Source organism: Lysinibacillus sp. EB271-A1-10B (assembly GCF_058791335.1).
This window is the reverse complement of record NZ_JBYTDL010000024.1, coordinates 18472-38672: the sequence shown is the minus strand read 5'-3', so window position 1 is coordinate 38672 and position 20201 is coordinate 18472. Positions and strand designations below refer to the sequence as shown.

The 20201-nt window shown below is 37.5% G+C and carries 20 protein-coding genes and 1 riboswitch; of the genes, 6 read left to right on the top strand and 14 right to left on the bottom strand.

What is annotated here, in order from left to right; genetic code table 11:
- Positions 1-286 precede the first annotated feature (286 nt).
- Complete coding sequence (locus AC3WSK_RS22065; RefSeq protein WP_427484790.1) at positions 287-1573, bottom strand: tetratricopeptide repeat protein; 1287 nt, start codon at positions 1571-1573, stop codon at positions 287-289.
- Between the two features lie 308 nt (positions 1574-1881).
- Positions 1882-2895 carry a YdcF family protein gene (locus tag AC3WSK_RS22060; protein WP_079563638.1) on the bottom strand — a complete coding sequence of 338 codons (1014 nt, stop codon included), beginning with the start codon at positions 2893-2895 and terminating at the stop codon, positions 1882-1884.
- A 281-nt stretch (positions 2896-3176) separates the two neighbouring features.
- Between AC3WSK_RS22060 and AC3WSK_RS22055 the strand changes: the two genes are divergently transcribed.
- Both AC3WSK_RS22055 and AC3WSK_RS22050 read left to right on the top strand, forming a co-directional pair.
- Positions 3177-3638 (top strand): hypothetical protein, encoded by a 462-nt coding sequence (locus AC3WSK_RS22055; protein WP_492414494.1) that lies wholly within the window; start codon positions 3177-3179, stop codon positions 3636-3638.
- Positions 3626-3913: a DUF2653 family protein gene (locus AC3WSK_RS22050; protein ID WP_079563636.1), complete on the top strand. Its 288-nt coding sequence runs from the start codon at positions 3626-3628 to the stop codon at positions 3911-3913. The genes AC3WSK_RS22055 and AC3WSK_RS22050 overlap by 13 nt, the downstream gene beginning before the upstream one ends.
- 53 nt (positions 3914-3966) lie before the next feature.
- Here AC3WSK_RS22050 and AC3WSK_RS22045 read toward each other — a convergent pair whose 3' ends face one another.
- The 4 genes from AC3WSK_RS22045 to AC3WSK_RS22030 form a co-directional block, all read right to left on the bottom strand.
- On the bottom strand, positions 3967-4335 hold the full coding sequence (locus tag AC3WSK_RS22045) for an ion channel (protein WP_427484792.1): 369 nt from the start codon (positions 4333-4335) through the stop codon (positions 3967-3969).
- A 457-nt stretch (positions 4336-4792) separates the two neighbouring features.
- Positions 4793-6415: an S-layer homology domain-containing protein gene (locus AC3WSK_RS22040; RefSeq protein ID WP_079563634.1), complete on the bottom strand. Its 1623-nt coding sequence runs from the start codon at positions 6413-6415 to the stop codon at positions 4793-4795.
- Between the two features lie 195 nt (positions 6416-6610).
- The gene (locus AC3WSK_RS22035; RefSeq protein WP_079563656.1) at positions 6611-7777 is read right to left on the bottom strand and encodes an endonuclease Q family protein; all 1167 of its coding nucleotides are present in this window, start codon (positions 7775-7777) and stop codon (positions 6611-6613) included.
- Positions 7778-7854: 77 nt separating this feature from the next.
- Positions 7855-8025: a hypothetical protein gene (locus AC3WSK_RS22030; RefSeq protein ID WP_170939060.1), complete on the bottom strand. Its 171-nt coding sequence runs from the start codon at positions 8023-8025 to the stop codon at positions 7855-7857.
- 147 nt (positions 8026-8172) lie between these two features.
- On the opposite strand from AC3WSK_RS22030, the gene AC3WSK_RS22025 reads away from it, so the two are divergent.
- The 3 genes from AC3WSK_RS22025 (at position 8173) to AC3WSK_RS22015 (ending at position 9489) form a co-directional block, all read left to right on the top strand.
- Entirely contained in the window at positions 8173-8751 is a 579-nt protein-coding gene (locus AC3WSK_RS22025) for a TetR/AcrR family transcriptional regulator (protein ID WP_427484795.1), read from the top strand.
- Positions 8752-8821: 70 nt separating this feature from the next.
- Complete coding sequence (locus tag AC3WSK_RS22020) at positions 8822-9175, top strand: DMT family transporter (RefSeq protein ID WP_079563632.1); 354 nt, start codon at positions 8822-8824, stop codon at positions 9173-9175.
- A complete protein-coding gene (locus tag AC3WSK_RS22015) occupies positions 9175-9489 on the top strand; it encodes a DMT family transporter (RefSeq protein ID WP_079563631.1) in 315 nt (104 codons plus the stop codon). The genes AC3WSK_RS22020 and AC3WSK_RS22015 overlap by 1 nt, the downstream gene beginning before the upstream one ends.
- Positions 9490-9870: 381 nt before the next feature.
- Here AC3WSK_RS22015 and AC3WSK_RS22010 read toward each other — a convergent pair whose 3' ends face one another.
- Both AC3WSK_RS22010 and AC3WSK_RS22005 read right to left on the bottom strand, forming a co-directional pair.
- Positions 9871-10665: a heme ABC transporter ATP-binding protein gene (locus AC3WSK_RS22010; RefSeq protein WP_079563630.1), complete on the bottom strand. Its 795-nt coding sequence runs from the start codon at positions 10663-10665 to the stop codon at positions 9871-9873.
- Between the two features lie 6 nt (positions 10666-10671).
- Positions 10672-11718: a FecCD family ABC transporter permease gene (locus AC3WSK_RS22005; RefSeq protein WP_079563629.1), complete on the bottom strand. Its 1047-nt coding sequence runs from the start codon at positions 11716-11718 to the stop codon at positions 10672-10674.
- A 264-nt stretch (positions 11719-11982) separates the two neighbouring features.
- Positions 11983-12174: riboswitch (cobalamin riboswitch) on the bottom strand.
- A gap of 166 nt (positions 12175-12340) precedes the next feature.
- Here AC3WSK_RS22005 and AC3WSK_RS22000 point away from each other — a divergent pair.
- Complete coding sequence (locus AC3WSK_RS22000; protein ID WP_492414495.1) at positions 12341-12937, top strand: biotin transporter BioY; 597 nt, start codon at positions 12341-12343, stop codon at positions 12935-12937.
- Positions 12938-13287: 350 nt separating this feature from the next.
- Here AC3WSK_RS22000 and AC3WSK_RS21995 read toward each other — a convergent pair whose 3' ends face one another.
- The 6 genes from AC3WSK_RS21995 to AC3WSK_RS21970 form a co-directional block, all read right to left on the bottom strand.
- Positions 13288-13830, bottom strand: coding sequence for an NADPH-dependent FMN reductase (locus AC3WSK_RS21995; RefSeq protein ID WP_079563627.1), 543 nt, complete (start codon positions 13828-13830; stop codon positions 13288-13290).
- Positions 13831-14107: 277 nt separating this feature from the next.
- Positions 14108-14725 (bottom strand): nitroreductase family protein, encoded by a 618-nt coding sequence (locus AC3WSK_RS21990; protein ID WP_079563626.1) that lies wholly within the window; start codon positions 14723-14725, stop codon positions 14108-14110.
- A 94-nt stretch (positions 14726-14819) separates the two neighbouring features.
- Positions 14820-15797 carry a ring-cleaving dioxygenase gene (locus AC3WSK_RS21985; RefSeq protein WP_427484796.1) on the bottom strand — a complete coding sequence of 326 codons (978 nt, stop codon included), beginning with the start codon at positions 15795-15797 and terminating at the stop codon, positions 14820-14822.
- Between the two features lie 50 nt (positions 15798-15847).
- Positions 15848-16282, bottom strand: a complete 435-nt coding sequence (locus AC3WSK_RS21980; RefSeq protein ID WP_079563624.1) for a MarR family winged helix-turn-helix transcriptional regulator — start codon at positions 16280-16282, stop codon at positions 15848-15850.
- Between the two features lie 226 nt (positions 16283-16508).
- Positions 16509-18743 carry a YcdB/YcdC domain-containing protein gene (locus AC3WSK_RS21975; protein ID WP_492414496.1) on the bottom strand — a complete coding sequence of 745 codons (2235 nt, stop codon included), beginning with the start codon at positions 18741-18743 and terminating at the stop codon, positions 16509-16511.
- Positions 18744-18882: 139 nt separating this feature from the next.
- Entirely contained in the window at positions 18883-20172 is a 1290-nt protein-coding gene (locus AC3WSK_RS21970) for a glycoside hydrolase family 18 protein (RefSeq protein ID WP_079563655.1), read from the bottom strand.
- Between the last annotated feature and the right edge of the window lie 29 nt (positions 20173-20201).

Sequence of the window (20201 nt, the reverse complement as noted above, 5' to 3'; positions counted from 1 at the left end):
CCATTAATTGAACAAAAAGTACCTGTTGTCTTACTTATTATCTAAAACAGAAAAAAAGCTACCACAATACTTTTGGGTAGCCAATTGACATCATCTCTGTTTTTTTTATGCTTATTTTTCCTTTGTTTTAGTTCGAGGTAATACCACTTTATTATATTGATATTTTTACCACCAATCACAACCGATAATATATACCTATCTATTGCACCGGAATTGAAACTTATTATCCATTCAACAAATAGCGATAATTAATTCTAAAAACCTATTACTTTTTAATAAAAAATACTTACTTTCCTTTCAATTCTTGCAGTAAAATTGCCGCCTCCGCACTTCCTGCATCTGCTGCAAGTCCATACCATTTTATAGCCTCTTTAATATTTCTAGCTATTCCTTCTCCTTTATTGTATATGTGCCCTAGTTGTAATTTTGCTTCCGAATCACCTTGAAGGGCGGCCTGTTTAAACCAATGAATACCTTTTTCAATATTCCGTATACCTGTTAACCCTTTGCTCCAAATAAAGCCCAAATCATAAAAGGCATCGACATGATATTGCTTTGCTGCTCTTTCATACCAATATAATCCACGGTTCACATCTTTCGGTTGCCCTAACCGACCCTCTAGATAGATACCTCCAAGCCTATATTGTGCCTCAACATAGCCTACTTCAGCAGATTTTTTATAATAGCTACAAGCTTGCGCCTCGTCTTTGTCGACTCCTAATCCCTGCTCGTATATAATTCCGAGTGTAAACATGGCCTCTGCCACACCTTGTTGTGCGGCAAATTCGAACCACTTCTTCGCAAGTACCAAATTTTCTGGCACTCCCTCACCGTTAAAATACATATCCGCTAAATTATTCGCGGCATCTGGATGCCCTTGCTTTGCTGCAGCCTCGTACAGCGAAAAAGCCATGTTATAGTTTTCTTCTACACCTATACCTTCAAAGTGAAAATTACCTAGTGCATATTGTGCATCAGCATTATCTTGTGATGCTGCTAACTCGAACCACTTCACGGACTTTTCTGGTTGGAAATATGTCCCGTCGATTGCACTATAATATTCACCAAGTTGAAACTGTGCATCCGCATCCTGTTCCTCGATGGCATCTTTGTATAAGTCAATGATTACTTCATGATCAAGATCTTCTTCGTCAAATGCTTCAACTTGCTCATTTTGATGAATAAAATACCATTCCAATATATCAAGTACATCATCAACAACCTCAACGCAATTAGCTAACTTCTCCAATGAAGAAATTTGCCAAATGAAAATATAAATAGGGAGTGGAATTGCTTCACGCAGTAAATCATCATATTCAGCTAAAAGCGTTAGCACATTCTCCTGTACTGACTGTGTCTGTTCTGGATGAATAATTTGTAAATGTCGTTGTTGTTTTTTTTTCAATAGCCCCTGCACAACTTGATATACAATTTTGTGCAAGGCTGCTAACTGTACTTCTTTGACTGCTATCAAATCAATGTTTTGCGCAAAACACGTATCTTGTGTTTGCGCGAGCTTTTGTAGGGACCCTATTCGCTCTTTATTTTTTTTTGCTAAAAATTGCCCATACATTCGTTTCCCCCCTCGCACACTACTATCAATTTCACCTTGGCATAATTGTTGCTGTCGCTACGTTGCACTGCGCTTTCGCACAGAAAGCATTTGTTGCTGTCGCTACGTTAACACTTCGCTTTCGCACAGATTAATCGCCACAGGAAGTGGCACTCTTAGACTGAGTCCCCCTATTTCAGCAGGTATTTAGACACACTCTGAAAAAGGAGCCCCATCCGCATTCATTTCACCACCTTGAAGTGGGAGTCTTCTACTGAATGAAAAAAATGCACCTTGCCACTATTATATGGAAGACAGCTCTATATTGGTTACACATATGCTCTCAATATTAAGCCAATAAACAATGTAATAAACAAAAAGACAGTTACATGAATCCATTTATACATTTCTAATAAACCAATAAATTCACGAGTAAATGCATTAGGTACATAATAAAAGGCTGTCTTTGAACCAACACCTTGTGCATCAAGCTTCGCCTTTTTAGCATAAATACTTGCACGGAAAACATGAAAATTATTCGTTACGAATAAGGATCGATATTTTTTCCCCTGAGCATGTTTATCCATAATTTCTTTAGAGAATGCCATATTCTGCTCAGTATTTGTCGATTGATCTTCCATAAATACTTTTTGAGACAGTATTTGATGTTCGTCAACTATATATTTTTTCATAGCATATGCTTCTGATACTTTTTCATCACTTCCCTGTCCACCTGAGACGATAATGTAAGGTCGTTCATCATATTTTTTAAACTGCTTTACTGCCTCGTCTAAACGGCTAGCTAAAAGCGGCGGTACTTTATCTCCTATTAGCCCTGACCCTAACACAATAATATAGTTAGGCTCATAAAAGATAGGCGTAAAATGATATAGAGTAGCGTAGGCCATTATGCTTGTATATAAAAACATTGTATAACCGAAAACCAAGAACCCATAGAAGAAAAGAATATGCCAAAGATCATTTTCGATATTCATAAAAATCACAAATACATACCAAATCATCATAATAAAAAAACTCAAACCAAAAACAGCTAACAATAGATTTCGTACTTTACGTCCTTCTTTTTCAAGTAAAACTCTACTATTAAAAAACGTAGCTATCGATAAAATAAACATAATACTCGGGAAACTTCCAAGTATTACGACTATACCCATCTTCGACACAATCCCCTGCTCATTCGGGAGAAATACAGGATGACTAAGTACATTGCCTAAAATAAACAACCCTACAAGGCCCAGAACTACTGCATTGAAAAACCGTCTTCTTTCCGTTATATAAAAAATTAAAAAAATTGAAATTAATAGTAATAATGTTGAGATCATCGTTTCACTCCTTTCTTTCCATATACCCTTTTTAAGGCTTATCCTCTTAACTCGAGGTTGATTTCCGTTCCTACTAGTGGCGGACGTCCAACCTCACTACAATTAACGATATACGTAATGCATGTCCAATATTTGGATTAGCATTGTCACTACTTGTTCAAATTTGTGCATATACATAAATTGATGAAAGCGTTTATTTTATTTTTTGAGATGGTTCATGTAAAATTACTATTAGATTAGTTTATGACAAAACTAAAAATTATATTGGAGGAATGTAAGTAATGAAAAAAATTCTTGCCGCTCTTTTTGCAGCGACACTTATGTTTGCAACTGTAGGTGCAACATTGTTCATCTCAGATACACCAACTGCAGAAGCTAAATCCTATAAGTCAGGTAAAAAAGGCTTCTCAAACAATAATAATAACAATAGCTCAAATTTCCAAAAATCTCAGGATAAATCTAAAGATCAAAATAATGCAACAACAAATAAAAGCACTAACAAAACGGATTCAACAGCTAAGAAAGGCGGCTTCTTCTCAGGCGGTCTTATGAAAGGCTTAATGCTTGGTGGCTTAGCTGGCTTACTATTCGGAAGTCTTTTCAGTGGTATGGGTATGCTTGGTAATATTTTAGGCTTATTAATTAACTTTGCAGCCATCATGGTTATCATAATGCTAGTTGTAAAAATTGTTAATATGTTTAAAGATAAAAAGCGTAAAGAGGAAGCACAATGGCACAAATAATTAATGAGCAAGATATAATTAATGCAATTTGCTTATCTCAGGCTTACTATAAAAACATTCGCCCTGAGGATGTATTTGTAGAACTAACATACGATGATGACGCGGGCTTCGGTGCAGAAGTTGAAACGAATGGTCAAGTCGAGATGTTCAATACATCAGCAATGATTGGCGCACTACGTGTATGGATTAAAGACGTCCTACATGGTGATCCATTTTCAACAGGAATCGAATTAGTCTTAGACGATGAAGAAGGCATTATTGCTAGACTATCGTAAATAAGTAAAGAATAGCAGTTCAGTAAATCTTATAGATTTATTGAACTGCTTTTTTATTTTTTCAGACGTTGTATTGCTTGTTCTTTCTTTTCTTCCTCAATTGTAAAATCGACTATTGATCTGCCGAGCATTAATAGCGTAATAAACATGACGCCTGTTCCAACGATTAAATAAATCATCGTAAATATCTTTGAAAAATTACTAGTAGGATACAATCCCGTCTCAACACCGGTTGGAATTAAACTCACTACTGCAAAATACATGGCATCAATCCAATACCATCCTTCCGTTCCTTTATAAAACATTGTCCCTGAAAGAATGATAAAAAATAACGTTGTAAACAAAGATAGAAACTGCGGACGCTTGAATGACTTCCACATGCCTACTAACAATCTTTTCGCAGATAAAATAAATGACAGCATCGCATTCTCCTTTGATCCATTTTCACTCCAGCGTTATTACAACTCTAAATTCGTTTCTCGCCATAACGGTTGATTTCCGTTTCGACTGGGCGCTTTGTTGCTGACGCTTCGCTTTCGCACAGTTAAAACATTTGTTGTTGCTGACGCTTCGCTTTCGCACAGAGCAGAGCTTCCTGGGGGCGTCCGATGAGCCGCTTTTGTTGTTGCTGTTGGTCACGGAGGCGTTACCACAAAACGTGATGCTTTTAGCCTTCGTTCCTCTAAATCGCTAATCCCCAAGGAGTCCCCAGCCGTAACGAAGATCAACTGATCCATATGGTAAACTTTCCAACAAACATCATCCCAAACTTTGAATGAGGAACTCCTAAATTGTACTAGATATCCATCGCAATAAAAATAACATATGCAAACGCCTAAAGGTAGAGGTTTCTATTCACAACCTCTACCTTGAATGATTTCATTTCTTTAATAGACTATTAAAGTTCACAAATATTTTCGCTGCATGGCCACGTTTTGTAGGAGCCTCGGGTGAAAATCCCCCTTCACTACCTATAATAATACCTTGTTCATACAACATAGTGATTGCATGTTTTGTTTCTTCATCATAAGAGGCAATATCTGAGAATGGAGCTTTCCCTTTCACCACATAAGGTTTCTTTTGCTGATATACGTAAGCACGATTAATCATTACTGCTAGTTGAGCGCGAGTAACTGGCAGCCCTGCGTTAAACGTCCCATCCATCCCCTTAGTTAGCCCATATGCATAAGCTGCTGCAATTTCTGACTGAGTTCCGACATCATAGCTTGCAATGTCTGTAAATGGTGCCTGTTCCTTCGTCGTTAAACCGAGACTTCTAACAAGCATCGAAACGGCCTCTGCACGAGTTAAAAATTGCTCAGGCTTAAACGTACCATCTGGATAACCGTTCATAATACCCGCTTCAGCTGCATTCAATATAAACCCCTCTGCCCAATGCTTTTCTATATCAGGAAAGCTTAAAGTTCTTCCAGTAGTAAAAGTAACTGTTGGACTTTGAACACTTTCATTCCCAGCCGCATCAACCGCTTTAATTGCTACTGTATATGCTGTATTCGCTATTAAATTATTCAAAGTTATAGCGTTTATTGCAGCATCTTGTGTAAATGTCAGCTTACCGTTTACATATACTTTGTAACTAGTGACACCTACATTATCCTTTGCTTCCTGCCAGCTTATTTTTACCGTTGTACTATCCATCATGTTTGCTTGGATCGTTTTTGATACATCCCATAACGTACTTGTTTTAATCGCTGGTAAAAACGCCTCGTTCGCTACTGCTAAATAGCCTGCTTCACTTAAATGAATATTATCAGGGTTTGGTAAATAGCTTGGAACATCTTTTGCTACAATATTGTATGTCGGTACAAAAATGGCACCCGCTTTTTCAGCAGTTGTTTTTATCGTTGCATTCATAACTTTTAATAGCATTTTAAATTGTTGCTGTACATCCTCACTATAGTACGGAAAAGAATTATAATAGCCCATCACATAAATTTGAGCATTCGGATTAAGCTTCTTAATTTCTTCTAAAATAGCAGCAATATTTTTTATTGCTCCCTGGGAAGCTTTTAGCATCATTGCTGCATTAATGCCTGTTGTCTGAGACTCTTCTAAAATAGGTATTAAATCATTGGCACCAACGGTTAGTGTAATAATTTCAGCCTCTTTAATAGATGTGCGAACCTTTGCCTTCTCGCTTGGATAACCGAATCCTACCACTGACTTTTCCACATTATTTTGTATATCCTTTAATATATCACTCGTTGTATAGCCTGAATTGGCAAAACCCTTATTATAAGACGTAATTAAACCATCTTGCTGTAAAGCTTGTGCAACAAAATCCGTGTAACCTAACCCAATCATACCAACCTCATTCATACCATGTGCTAAGGAATCACCCAGTGCCACATAATCTGCTTGAACTACCCAACTTGGCGCTATGTAGTCTCTTTGTTCCTCAGCATTTACACCTATTGGTACTACTAATTGACATGCCAGAATGCTAGCCGCTAAAAACCGAAATTTCTTTGATGATTGCACACCCTCACTCCTCCAAATTTTACTAATTACTATTTTAATATACAGGAGATGGAAATAGGCTAAAAAAGCGTAATTATTTTTTCGTGGTCATCACCAAAAGTTGTGATGACGTTTGCTAAAATGTACGCCAAGTCTTCGTTCCGGCTGGGCGACTCCTTGGGGATCAGTGAACTGCGCCTATGTGATGAACCTTCTTTATTCCAGTTGAACCTTCCCATAAATGCCGCCACCACCAACTTCGATTGTCAATTGCCCCGTTCTTGCTAATTCAATCATCTTGGCAATTTTATGTGGCACGATTTGTTCGAGTTGTTCTAGCGTAACTCGATGCAAGATGTTCATCTCTGTACCAAATGCTTGTACTAATCGTTCCATCATTTTCGGCCCTAATCCTGGAATAAAGTCTAGTGGTACTTGGTGAATATATGGTGGTCGTGCACGTTTATCAGTTCCTTGCTCTGAAAGCTCCTTTATGCGTGTTGCAACCCCTTTTATAATTTGCGTGCTTTCGCAGTTTGTACAAATTATTGTCGAGTTGCTGAGTTGCTCACCACATTTTGCACAGACGGTTTGATGATATTTACCAAGCAAAGGATTTAAACCATAATTGGCTGTTACTGCTCGACCTTGTTGCTCATGAAGCGCCATCCTTAATTCTGTAAAATTTGCATTAGAAAGTCTCAATTTTTGATACTCACGTGCAATTTTCCCAAGTGAATGTGCATCAGAATTGCTGACAAATGTATATGCTTGCAGTTCTCTAATGTTACTCACCATATCAGTATTGGAGCTTAGCCCAAGCTCTATCGCATCTATAAGCTGAGGGTCAAAAACTTCTGTTAAACTACGATGTACACCTTTACCGAACAAACTTTTAAATGGTGTGAAGACATGGGCAGGAATAAAAAGACCGCCTAATTCATGAACCTTTTGCTGCAATGTGCGCCCATCGCAATAAATTCGCTGAGAGCTTAAATGGATATTTTTCATATGATTAGACATCCAGTCTGAAAATTCCCTCATAAGCGAAAGTGTTGGAAAATAAGCAAGCACATGAATGGGTCCAAGGCAATGCTGATCATAAATCTCAATTTCAGAACCTGGAATAAGTGTAGTTTCTTGAAAACGAAGTCCTCCCTGTTCCAGCTCCTTCAATTCGCCCTGTTCTATCATCTTTGCCATTTCATCCATTACTTCTGGTGAATGACAATCAATAATCCCGATAATCTCTAGTCCCTTTCTTGCGCTTGAATTCTCTAAAATTCTTGCTAATGTTAACGTTTTACTGCCAGTTATTTTAACAGCACGCCCACTTGAAGTGCGTCCAATATGAATATGTAAATCTGCATAGAAATCCTGCATCATTGTAACCAACCCCTATCCACTCTTTAAAGTGAAATAAAAAAACCTCACATTGCTGCAAGGCATTTTATTCGTAATTATGATGGATGATTGCTGTGAGTACTATTATTTGACTCAAAGGCACCCGAGCCCTGTGATGACATTGTTGAAGAATCATAGGCTACTAAGGTCACCCCAATGTTCTTTTCTAGCTCATTAATTCTTTCAAGCTGTTGCTGATTTAGTTGCGCAATTTTTATCTCTTCCATTTTCATCAAATCCTTTCACGAATAAAGTTCCCTAAACAAGAAACATATATACACGAAATAAATGACTGACTGTCAGTCATTTTTCATTGACTTTATTTCAGCTATTTTGTAACATAATAAATAAGCAGGCTAAAAGCGAGGGATTCCATGTCAAAAGAAGAGAAAATTATTCAAGCTGCAATTGAAGTTTTTCGTGAAAAAGGAATTGAAAAGACAAAGGTTTCAGATATCGTAAAAGCTGCAGGTATTGCGCAAGGGACATTTTATCTTTATTTCCCATCACGGCTTTCAGTTATGCCTGCCATCGCAAAAGTTATGGTTGAGAAAATTATTGCTGATATAAACGATGGTATTTCAACACAGGAGCCTTTTGCAAAGCGGCTTGAAAAGTTAGTAGATATTGTTTTTTCTCTAACAGAGGAATATCGAGATGTATTTGCACTTATCTATGCTGGTATTACACAAACCGAGCATATGAAAGAATGGGAAAATATATATGCTCCCTATTACGAATGGATGAATAATTTCTTATACGAAGCTCAACAAGAAGGAACGATACGTGAATCTCTAAACACTACACGTTCTTCTAAACTTATCATCGGTCTAGTAGAATCTGCTGCTGAACAAATTTACTTGTATGATGACAGTGAAGAAGAAACAATTAGACTTCAAAAGCTTGAGCTCCTCGACTTTTTACATCATGCACTCGGTTTACGTCACGCCTAAGTGACGTTCTCTTTTACACTAAAAATGACTGAATGTCAGTCATAATCATGGATAAATGAAAGGAATAACTATGCAAAAAGATTGGATTTATGTTGGATTAACTAGTTTGTTTGAATTGTTTTGGATATTTGGTTTTAATGTTGCCGGTGCTTGGTGGCATTGGATTATTATTGTGTCCTTAATTGCATTGGATTTTCATTTCTTATCGAAGGCTTGTGAAAACCTACCTACTGGCACAGTTTATGCGACTTTCGCAGGGGTCGGTGCGATTGGTACTACATTAATGGACATTTTTATTTTCGATGGTGAGTTTAATACGATTAAAGGAATTTTCATGTTCATTTTAGTATTGGGTGTTATCGGTCTTAATTTAGCTGATAACCCTTCGAAAGATTATGATGAAAAGAAAGGAGCTAATGCATAATGGGCTGGTTACTTGTTTTATTAGCCGCAATTTCAGAAATTATCGGTGTTGTAGGTTTACGCTTTTATAGTCAGAACAAAACTATACGTAATTTATTAATATATGTTGGCGGCTTTGGTATGTCCTTTGTGCTTTTATATACCTCCTTTAACTATCTACAGTTAAGCATTGCCTATGTAGTGTGGATTGGTATTGGTACAGTTGGGGCTGTTCTCGTGAATATTATATTCTTCGGTGAATCTAAAAACCTGACGCGAATTATTAGTATCATCGCCATTATCATTGGTGTGGCAGGCTTAAAAGCAGTATCTTAATTTGACTTCAATTCTTTAATACTGTGAATAAGCCTTTTGAAATAAACTTTTTCGTTGAAACTTTATTTTATAACTATGTAAATAGTGTATCTTGAGGATTTTATCACTATTAATTAGAGTGACAGGCCAGAAGATATATACTATATACAGTGGTTGATCTTCGTTACGACTGGGCGACTCCTTGGGGCTCATCGGACGCCCCCAGGAAGCTCTGCTCTGTGCGAAAGCGAAGCGGGCAGCAACAAATGTTTTAACTGTGCGAAAGCGAAGCGTCAGCAACAAAGCGCCCGGTCGGAACGGAAATCAACCCCTCGCTTTGCCAAAAACCATAATTACAACCTTAATTTTTTTGACATAATAGGCTTTGATATATCAATCACTTTATGTAGTTTCTAAAGCTTCCTTCGTGAATTGCTCTGGGATATACGTTAAATATGGCTTACCTGTCAGTGAATGTGTTTGAATATCGGCATAAACCCCAAATACATCTTGTAATAATGCCGGTGTAAGTACTTCTTCTGGCGTGCCAAAACAAACAATTCGACCTTGCTGTAAAACATAAATTTGATCGCAATACATAGCCGCAATGTTTAAATCGTGGATTGCAGCAACAACTGTTAATTGTAAGGTTTGGATTAGATCCATAAGCTGCAATTGATGCTGAATATCTAGATGATTTGTTGGCTCATCTAAAATAAGCACTTGTGCTTGCTGAGCAAGGGCACGTGCAACCATCACACGCTTTTTTTCGCCACCTGAAAGAGAGCTATAGCTACGTTTCTCTAAATGAACGATACCCGTTTGCTTCAGTGCATCCTTTACGATTTGAAAATCTTGCTCTTGATCAAGCTCCAATAGTTTTTTATGGGGTGTTCTTCCCATACTCACTAAATCATGCACTGTAAAATCGAATAAGACCGGTGTTTCTTGACTCACAACTGCTAGATTTTTAGCTATATTTTTACTCGATTGCTTTAGAATATCTTGTTCATTTAATAACACTGTTCCACTTTCTGGTTTTAACAAACGATACATATTCTTTAATAGCGTTGACTTCCCACTACCATTAGGACCGATCAACCCAACAAATTGCTTGTCCTTTATTTGAACATTTACTTCATGTAATATGCGTTCATCAGAAATGGAGAATGATATTTGTTTCGCTTCTAATGTCATATATTTTTAATCTCCTTCACCGAAAGAATAATTGTTACGACGTAGCAGCCAAATGAAAAATGGACCTCCGCAAAAAGCCGTGATAATTCCTATCGGCATTTCCTCAGGGGCAATTAATATTCGAGCAAGTGCATCAGCCCAAACTAAGAAGATCCCCCCTAATAATGCGCTAATCGGTATGACATACTTATGATTTGAACCTACAATTAGCCGTACAATATGTGGAATGATTAAACCAACAAACCCAATTGAGCCACTTACAGCAACCAGCACACCCGTTAATAATGATACTAATAAAATAAGCTGTATTCGAAATTGTTGTAAGTTAACCCCTAATGTAACTGCTGCTTCTTCTCCAAGAAGTAATAAATTTAAGCTGCGATAGTTGAGCCATAACAAGGCAAATACTACAATAAAAATGACTGCAGGAATTACAAGAATACTCCATTTCGCACCTGCTAGGCTTCCTAGCATCCAAAACATGACTGCCTTCATTCCCCCCTCTTGCTTCGACAGCATTAAGATAAAATTTGAAATAGCAGATAAAATAAATGACACCGCCATCCCTGAAAGTAAAAGTCGAAAGACGGACACTCTACCGCCAACATGTGATAAGAAGAAAACTAACCCCATTGCTGTGAGAGAGCCTAAAAAAGCTGATACGGACAGAGCATAAACGCCCAGAAATGAAAAGGCACCTAAAATGATGACAGCCGTGGCACCAACCGTCGCTCCAGAAGAAATCCCTAAAATATATGGTTCTGCAATTGAATTACGAACGAGTGCCTGAATAGCTGCTCCTGCAATTGCCAAGCCTGCTCCGACGATAGCAGCGAGTAATACACGCGGAGCCCTTATTTGCCAAATGATAATTTCCTGTGAGCGACTCCAATCTTGTACGATTGAGCTTTGTATAATAGGGATTTTAGAAAGGATAACCTTCCATACATAAAGTGGTGTAACGGAAACCGATCCAACCATAATTGCAATTGTCATTGAAATTATAAGTACTAGAAAAAGGGTCATTGAAAGTAACATAAATTTTCTATTCATCTGTTTATTAACTCCTAATCATTAAACATCAATTTCACCAAGCCGTAATTGTAGCTGATGCTTCGCTAACATTAGCAGAACGAAGATAAATGAAAGAAAAAAGGGTATTCCATACACATGCGCATGGAAATACCCTAGAATCAATTAAACCTCGGCATAATCGCGTCTTTCAGCGTGTGTTTGGACACCCGCTTAAAGAAGTTAAACATAGTTAGATTATCTTCTACTATTGTCCGTAATCGCTTTCATCCTCGTGGGCATTACAGGAATTATAACTAAATGGCAGGTCTCCTGACTTCGAATCAATGCACCTATGATTGCCTTCCCATCCTAGAACAGTGGCTAAGTCATCATAGAACTCCTCGTTACAGTTGCGGGACAGTGTCGGATTTGCACCGACTTCCCTTTTAAGTGACACTTTGTAAAAGATGTCACACCATTAGCATCGAATAATTTAAAATTATGACAATTCTATCATATATTTCAATAGTTAGTCTATACTATCAATCATTTATCAAGTTAAAAAACACCTTTACGTTAACCGGAAATAACAATCAAGTTGACACAAAAACTTTATTTTTTTACACTATTATTATCAACTTTACTTTTTAGGGGTGAAATAATGACAACCGTTGTGGAACATACACATCAAAAATTAAGAACAGTAGATATTGCATACATTGGACTATTTTCAACATTAATGATGATAGGAGCTAATATTACGTCCATTGTACCTTTCATGGTTGTAGGCGGCGTACCGATCACATTGCAAACATTTTTCGCTATTTTAGCGGGACTTATTCTCGGTAGTAGAAAAGGGGCTCTCGCTTGTACTGTTTATATGTGCATCGGTTTAGCAGGCGCACCTGTATTTGCACGATTCAGCGGTGGCTTTGGACAAATTTTAAGTCCTACATTTGGTTTCATTGTCTCTTTTATATTAGCTGCATTTGTCGCAGGGCTTATTGTAGAACGCAGTGGAACGAAGAAAAGCTATATAGTTGCTGCATTAGTTGCAACTGCTATTAATTATTTACTAGGGACAAATTGGATGTACTTTGCCTATAAGCTATTGGCTAGTGCGCCTGATGCTTTCACTTATAAAATAGCATGGCTTTGGATGATGCCTCCTTTGCCAAAGGATATTATTTTAGCTATATTCGCGGGTATTTTTGCATACCGTCTTCAAAAGGTATTAAAAATAATTCCAATTAAATAAAGAGATAAAAAAACTGTCCAAAAGTATATAACATACTTAATTGGACAGTTTTTGGTTCATCACCAAAAGTTGTAAATGACTTTTGTTAAAACGTTTATAGTTGATTGTAGTGTAGACTGGGCGACTCCTCGGGGATCAGCGATAGGGGAACGAAAGCTAAAAGCATCACATCCTGTGATAACGCTTTCGTGACCAACATCGTGTTGGCCCGAGACCCTGCAGCGAAGCGAAGCGGCTCATCGAACGCCCCCAGGAAGCTTTACTCTGTGCGAAAGCAGCGTCAGCAACAAAGCGCCCAGTCGGAACGGAAATCATCCACACGTTTCGGTGCTGATTCCAGTTTTTTATTTTTAAACGTATGTTTTCATCCAGTTTAAGAAGTTAGCAATAACTACATCTAGGAATTTAATAGTACCCTCATCTGTTAAATTGCCTTCAGCATCAAATTTAGTGTGTACTGCGCCGATATAAACATCATTACCACTAAGCAATGGTGAATTTACTCCAGGTGAGAATAAAATATCTCTTAAGTGTAATTGTGCTTTAACAGTACCTAAATTACCCATTGATGCGCCCATCATGAATGATGGCTTGCCAATCATTACTTTATCAACGCGAGATAACCAATCGATGGCGTTAACCATAACACCTGGCACTGTACCATTATATTCTGGAGTCAGCCAAAGAACGGCATCCGCCTCTTTTACTTTTGCTTTAAAATCTAATACTGTTTGCGGTGCTTCATTTTCGATATCTTGGTTATACATTGGTAGGTCATTTAAGCTTAATACTTCAAGATCTAATTTCTCCGCATAACGCTTTTGAATAAATTTCGCTAACTGCAGATTATAAGATTCTTTACGGATACTACCTACGATTGCTACTACTTTCACAATATTTCCTCCTAAATGTGCATTACTTTATTATTTGGATCATCACCAAAACGTGTGGTTGATTTCCGTTCCGGCTGGGCGCTTTCCTGGGGGCGTCCGATGAGCCGCTTCACTCGCGATGCTCGCTCCAGGGTCTCATCTGTGACGCTAATCCCCAAGAAGTCGCCCAGCCTCCACTCCAATCAACTTATTTACATAGTATACGCTTTAACAAAAGTAACCCACAACTGGCCACAAACCTACCATTTGTGAAACTCCCTATTTTATACAGCTTCTTTTAATAATAGGTTGCAAATTCTTCAACTGGTTTACGATAACCACGCAAGCGACGACTACTTTCTTTTTCCTTACCAATTGTAATCATTAGCGCAATTTCTTGTGTTTCCGGAACATTAAAAAGGGCTCTCATTTGTTGCTGATCAAAGCCAATCATTGGACATGTATCCCATCCACGATTTTTGGCTGCCAACATAAATAACATAGCTGAAAGTGAAGCGTTACGAATGGCTTCCGCTTTCTTAAACTCCTCGCCGCGCTCTTCATAAAATTTTGTATTTTCTTCGACAAGATTTTCTAACTCACAAGCATTAATAATGCCTAAGTCTACCATCCCTTGACTAAGGTTAGCAGTATTTTTATAGGCTTCTTTATCTCCTAAAACAAGTATAACCGCTGAGGCTGAGTGCACTTTATACTGCCCATATGCCGCTTCTCTTACTTTTTCTTTTTTTTCTTCATCTAAAACAACGATGTAATTAGTATGCTGTAAATTAAAGGCAGATGGAGCAAGTTTGACATCCTCCAAAATGGGACGTATATCTTCTTCGCTCATTTTAATGCCCTCTATAAAATTATTCACAGAACGACGCTTATCTATTACCTTTGCAAATTCCATCCAATTGACCTCCAATCATTTTCTTTCAAAAATATGTAATTTCCATTCAGCGAGGCTTGTGTTTCTCTACTGAATGGAATTAAAAATATTACTCTTATTCTTTATCGAACGTAATCGTACTTCTTACAGTGTCTATAGGACGAACAAGCTCTTCAATTTGTGCACGCTTTGGCTCTAAAAACGGTGGCAACGATAACTTTTCACCTAATGTTTCATAAGGCTCATCCCCCATAAATCCTGGACCATCAGTAGCTAGCTCAAATAAAATTTGTGGTGCAACTCGCGCATAAAGTGATTCAAAGAAGTGACGGTCTACATAACCCGAAGTATTGAAGCCAAAGCTTTCAAATCGTTCAGTCCATTCATCTAATACAGCGCGATCATCTACGCGGAATGCAGCATGATGTACTGTACCGAAGCCTTGACGAGCTACTGGTAAAACTGCGTTAAACTCTACAACGATTTGTGCACCGTTTCCGCCTTCACCAACCTCAAATAAATGGAAATCCTCTTCCTCTGCAATTTCTGTAAAGAGCATCACTTTTTCTAGCATTTCTTTGAAATATTTAAAATTAGCAACTCTTATAAAAACCGGACCTAAGCCTGTAATTGCATACTCAAGAGGAATCGGTCCATCTTGCCATGGAGTACCTGATGCAACGCCTGTATTGTTTTCATCAGAAATAAGTTGATATTGCTGATCATCAAAATCTACGAATGATAAAGTTTTCTTGCCAAATTGCTCTTGTATACCTGTATGTTTAACATTTAATCGATCAAAACGTTTTACCCAATAGTCCAATGCCGCATCTGTAGGCACGCGGAATGAAGTTTTGGAAATTTCATTAGTTCCATGCACACCTTTTGGGATGTTTGGGAAATCGAAAAATGTCATATCAGTACCAGCACTACCTTTATCATCTGCAAAGAATAAATGATATGTTTGGATATCATCCTGATTTACTGTTTTTTTCACTAATCGCATCCCTAATACATAAGTAAAGAATTTATAATTCTCTTCCGCACTACTTGTAATAGCTGTAACGTGGTGAATTCCTTTTAAATGATTCATTTTATGTTCCTCCTATTTATCTCGAATTCGAGATATATACGTAAAATTTTTTATTTTTCAACTGCGTTTAAACCAACCTTTTTTAAAGACAGGATCATTGTGTCCATCTCCTGTTGATCTAATACTTCAAAAATCTCATTAATTTTTTGTTCATGCTTTGGAAATATTTCTTCCATCAACGTTTGTCCTTCATATGTTAATAAAACATATGTGACACGACGATCCTTTGGGCAAGCTCGTCGATACACAAAACTTTTTTGTTCGAGCTTATCAATAACATACGTAATACTACTGCTTGCAATTAAAATTTTCTTTCCAATCACTTGAATTGGTTGCTCACCATGGTGATATAAAAACTCAAGTACTGAAAATTCGGTTTGATTTAAATCGTATTGAAGTAAATCTCTCTTTGTTGCATCCTGAATCGTTTGATACGCCCGGAACAAGACCGTAAAAGCTTTTAAATTACGATTGTTTTCCTTCATACGACTCCCTCTTCTCATTTACTTCGAATTAATTTATCTTTAATTCGAGATAATAATAACATATAAAATTATTAACGGCAATCCTTTTGTTTTACTGTAATCATCAATTATGCCTCGTCATATTTGTAACTGCCGTTTCGCTTTCGGTACAGAAAACAACTGCTGAAAGAAGTTAAAAAGGGCATCCCCTAAAATAGGAGATGCCCCTTCATATATCGATTACTGATTAATAGTAGTAATGGCGGCCGTTGTCTTCCTCATTAATAGCCTTTGCTAGACGAACTGTAGAAATCGCCAAATCTGCATACGTCACTTTCCCAGTAGCATTGAATTTATTTTGCTGTCCATCAATTAGACCCATCGCACTTGCTAAAGCAATATAACCTGCGTATTCCTGTTTAATTGAGCTTGCATCAGCGAAGTTTAATTTGTAAATGTCACTATGCTTAGCAGCACTCTCTAAATTTAATATACGTACTAACCATTCTGCAAGCTCTTGACGAGTCAATTCTTTATCTACTGCAAATTGATCCGCAGGTTGTATAATATTCATGCCTACAGCTTGTTCAACGACTCCATATAATGGATGCTTTTTGTCAATGTTATTAAAGGATTGCTTCTCGTCACCTCTTCCATAAGGACCAAAATCATAATATCCGTATGTTAATGATTTAACTAAAATTTTCAAAGCTTCGCCCTTGTTTACAGCTGTATCAGCGTTAAAGTTCGCTGGGTCTTTAACTTCTAATACATTTTGTTGTAGTAAATAATTTAATTCTCCTCCAGCTGTTGGATGTGAAATAGCTGGTTTTTCTTTGGCATCATCAACATCTTGAAGCCATTTACCAGTTGTTGCATCAATACTATTGAATAAGCTTCCATCATAAACTGGAGAGTATACTAAATCATAGTGATGTTTATCCTCTCCATCCTGTTTTGCATACTGAAGCTCCAAGCCTAGCCCCTTATTGAACGTTTCTTTTGCTTTATCAGCAGGAATAGCTTTATTCACAGCTGGCCAATTATCAATCTTGTGATTACTAATATTTAATGAACTTAATTTCCCATCTGCACTAATACCTACAGAAATTTCATCCCCTACTACAGCAATACCATTGACAATACGTGGGAAGGAGAAGTAATAACGTTTACTATCTTTATCATATATTGTTTCTTCTATTGGTTTTGAATAGTTATGAAGATAGGACGGAGCCCACTCTTTTAAGTAGTCTATCGCTTTTGCTAAAGCAGCTTCTTTTGCGATCGGTTCAACTTTCTGATCTGTCTCCATGAAATCTCTACGTATATCCCAGTAGTCTGTAATCTCACCCGTTGCCTTGTTCACTTCGAATGATGCGCCATAGCCACTATTTGCTAAATGATACATATAATTCACTGAATAAATTGTCTCACCATTGTCATTTTCTCTTTCATTAACCGACTCAATTTGTAGCTTCACTTTGTCTGAATCAACTTTCAAGAAAGACTTAGCTAACTCTTCAACTTCTGCTACTGTAACGTCCTTCTTTCTAGGTTCAAGTGGTTGCGATGCCAGTTTTTCTACACCTTTTGCCGTTGGTACTTGAGAAGTAAAACCATTTAATGTATGCCACTGCCCATTTAATGCATGCACACCCGTGAAGTTTGTTGGTGGCATATACACAAGCTTCGCAATAGATTCGCCTGTTTGGTAGTTATAATCCACCATATAGCGTAAATCTACTGACAAATTTTCGCGAACTTGTGCAAGTATATCTGATTCATTCTTTTTCTGATCTACATTATCAAATGTTGCCTTACTAGTTGACTCAGTATTACGATACATACTTACAACTTCACCATTTGCTAGAACAGTAATATTGAGATTCTCATTACTTAATGGTACACCATTATGTGTTGGCGAATAATTGAATGAATACGTAATTGGTTCAGATAAAGGTCTACTAAAACTAAAACCAAAATCACCAAACCAATCGTCTTCACGAAGCTTGTAATTTGCAGTATTCGGCAATTTCTTTAAGAAGTCTTGGGCAATTTTCTTTGCCTCAGCCTCTGAATACTTCACTGGATACAATGCATCCGCTATATTGGCAGGTTGATAGTGGAAATATTCTAATTCTAAATTTTCGCCTTTAAACGTAAAATCACCAAAAACATCTTTGCCATTGATTGTCTTTTGGAAGCTTAAGTCATAGCGTATTGTAGCATCATCATTAAAGTAATGCGCTTCCCCCATTGAGAAATCTTTCTCTGATACAAATTTGAACTTGCCTGGGAATAATGTATTCAATTGCTTAATAAGCTCACTTTTTGTAACCTTTGTTTCTGTTGAAGCTACTTGGATTGCAACTCTCTCTTGTGATTCTTTTACATTTGCTGAAGCTTGTGCCATTGGCGAAATTACACCCACTGAAAATGCAGTAGACGCTAGTATGATACCTAACTTTTTGAATTTATCCAAAATATACCTCCTAAAATATCATTTACCATTATTATAATATATATTTCCATAAATGGAAATGTCATTTCCAGATAATTAATATTTATTAGAAAAGGGAATGAGCTCCTTTTGCAGAGAAAGTATTTACTCCTTAAGATTCTCATTTCTTTACTACATCAAAATTTGATCCGATCAATAGCCAATTTTGCGGGAACGGTAGACCTAATTTCCAGTAGCCCACTCCTCTAAGGTTGTACCTTTTGATTAAATTGAACTTCGCTTGAATAGATCTTGCATCCTCGAACCAAACCACATGTGCTCTACCTTGCTCATCATAGTATTCAAAGAACGGAGCTTGAGATCTCAAATCAAACTGAATAGCGGCATTATATTTTTTAGCAATCTCAATTGCTTTTTGTGGACTAATTGCTTCTGCATTCGGGCCCCCTTGTACAAAAGGCAATGTCCAGTTATATCCATATAAATTCTGTCCAAGTATAATTTTGTTACGAGGTATCTCGCTTACTGCATATTTTACAACCGCCTCTACCTCGGGAAGTGGCGATACAGCCATAGGTGGCCCTGCAGAATACCCCCATTCATAAGTCATTAACATAACAAAATCCACTATTTCTCCATGTGCTTTATAGTCATGCCCCTCCGTCCATGGACCACGCTCACTAGCACTTGTTTTTGGGGCTAGTGCTGTCGATACGGTATAGCCTTGTGGGTGGAATCGACTCACCGCTCTCCTTAAAAAATTGTTATACGCTTCTCGTTGATCGCCCGGCAAATTCTCAAAATCGAAATGAATATCTTTAACGCTTCCTAAACGCTTTGCCTCTTCAAGAATATTACTAAAAAGCAAATCCTGTACTGCTGTACTTTGAAAAATATCTCGCGCTAAATCACCGCTAAAACTAAAATTCTCCAAATTTGAGACAACCATCGCTAGAGAAGCTCCTGTATCATTAGCAATCTGCGTCACCCCTTGACTCGGGGGACTCTTAAGCGTTCCATCCCGCCTTGCCTCATAGCTAAATAAAGCTAGATACGTTAAAAACGGACCCGCTTCTCTTGCTTGGCTCAATAATGCCTCACTAACGAATGTCCCTCTCGGCTCTAAATACGCCAATGTTTCAGCTTTTGTTTTTGGTTGAGGTGGAATATAAAGTCGCATACCAATCGATAAAGGCTGACTCGGACTAATATTATTGACTTGAGCAAGTGTTAAATAATTAATGCCAAAGCGTTGGCCGATTGAATATAAACTATCCCCTGACTGAACATAATAAAAATTTCCGACAATCGGTATTACAAGCGCTTGCCCGACAACTAATCGATTCGGTTCAGGAATTTGATTGGCATCTACAATACTTTGAACTGTTGTCCCATACGCCTGCGAAATACCCCATATGGACTCCCCTGCCCGTACAACATGTATTTGAATGACAGTGCCTCCTTCTTGCTTGATAAAAT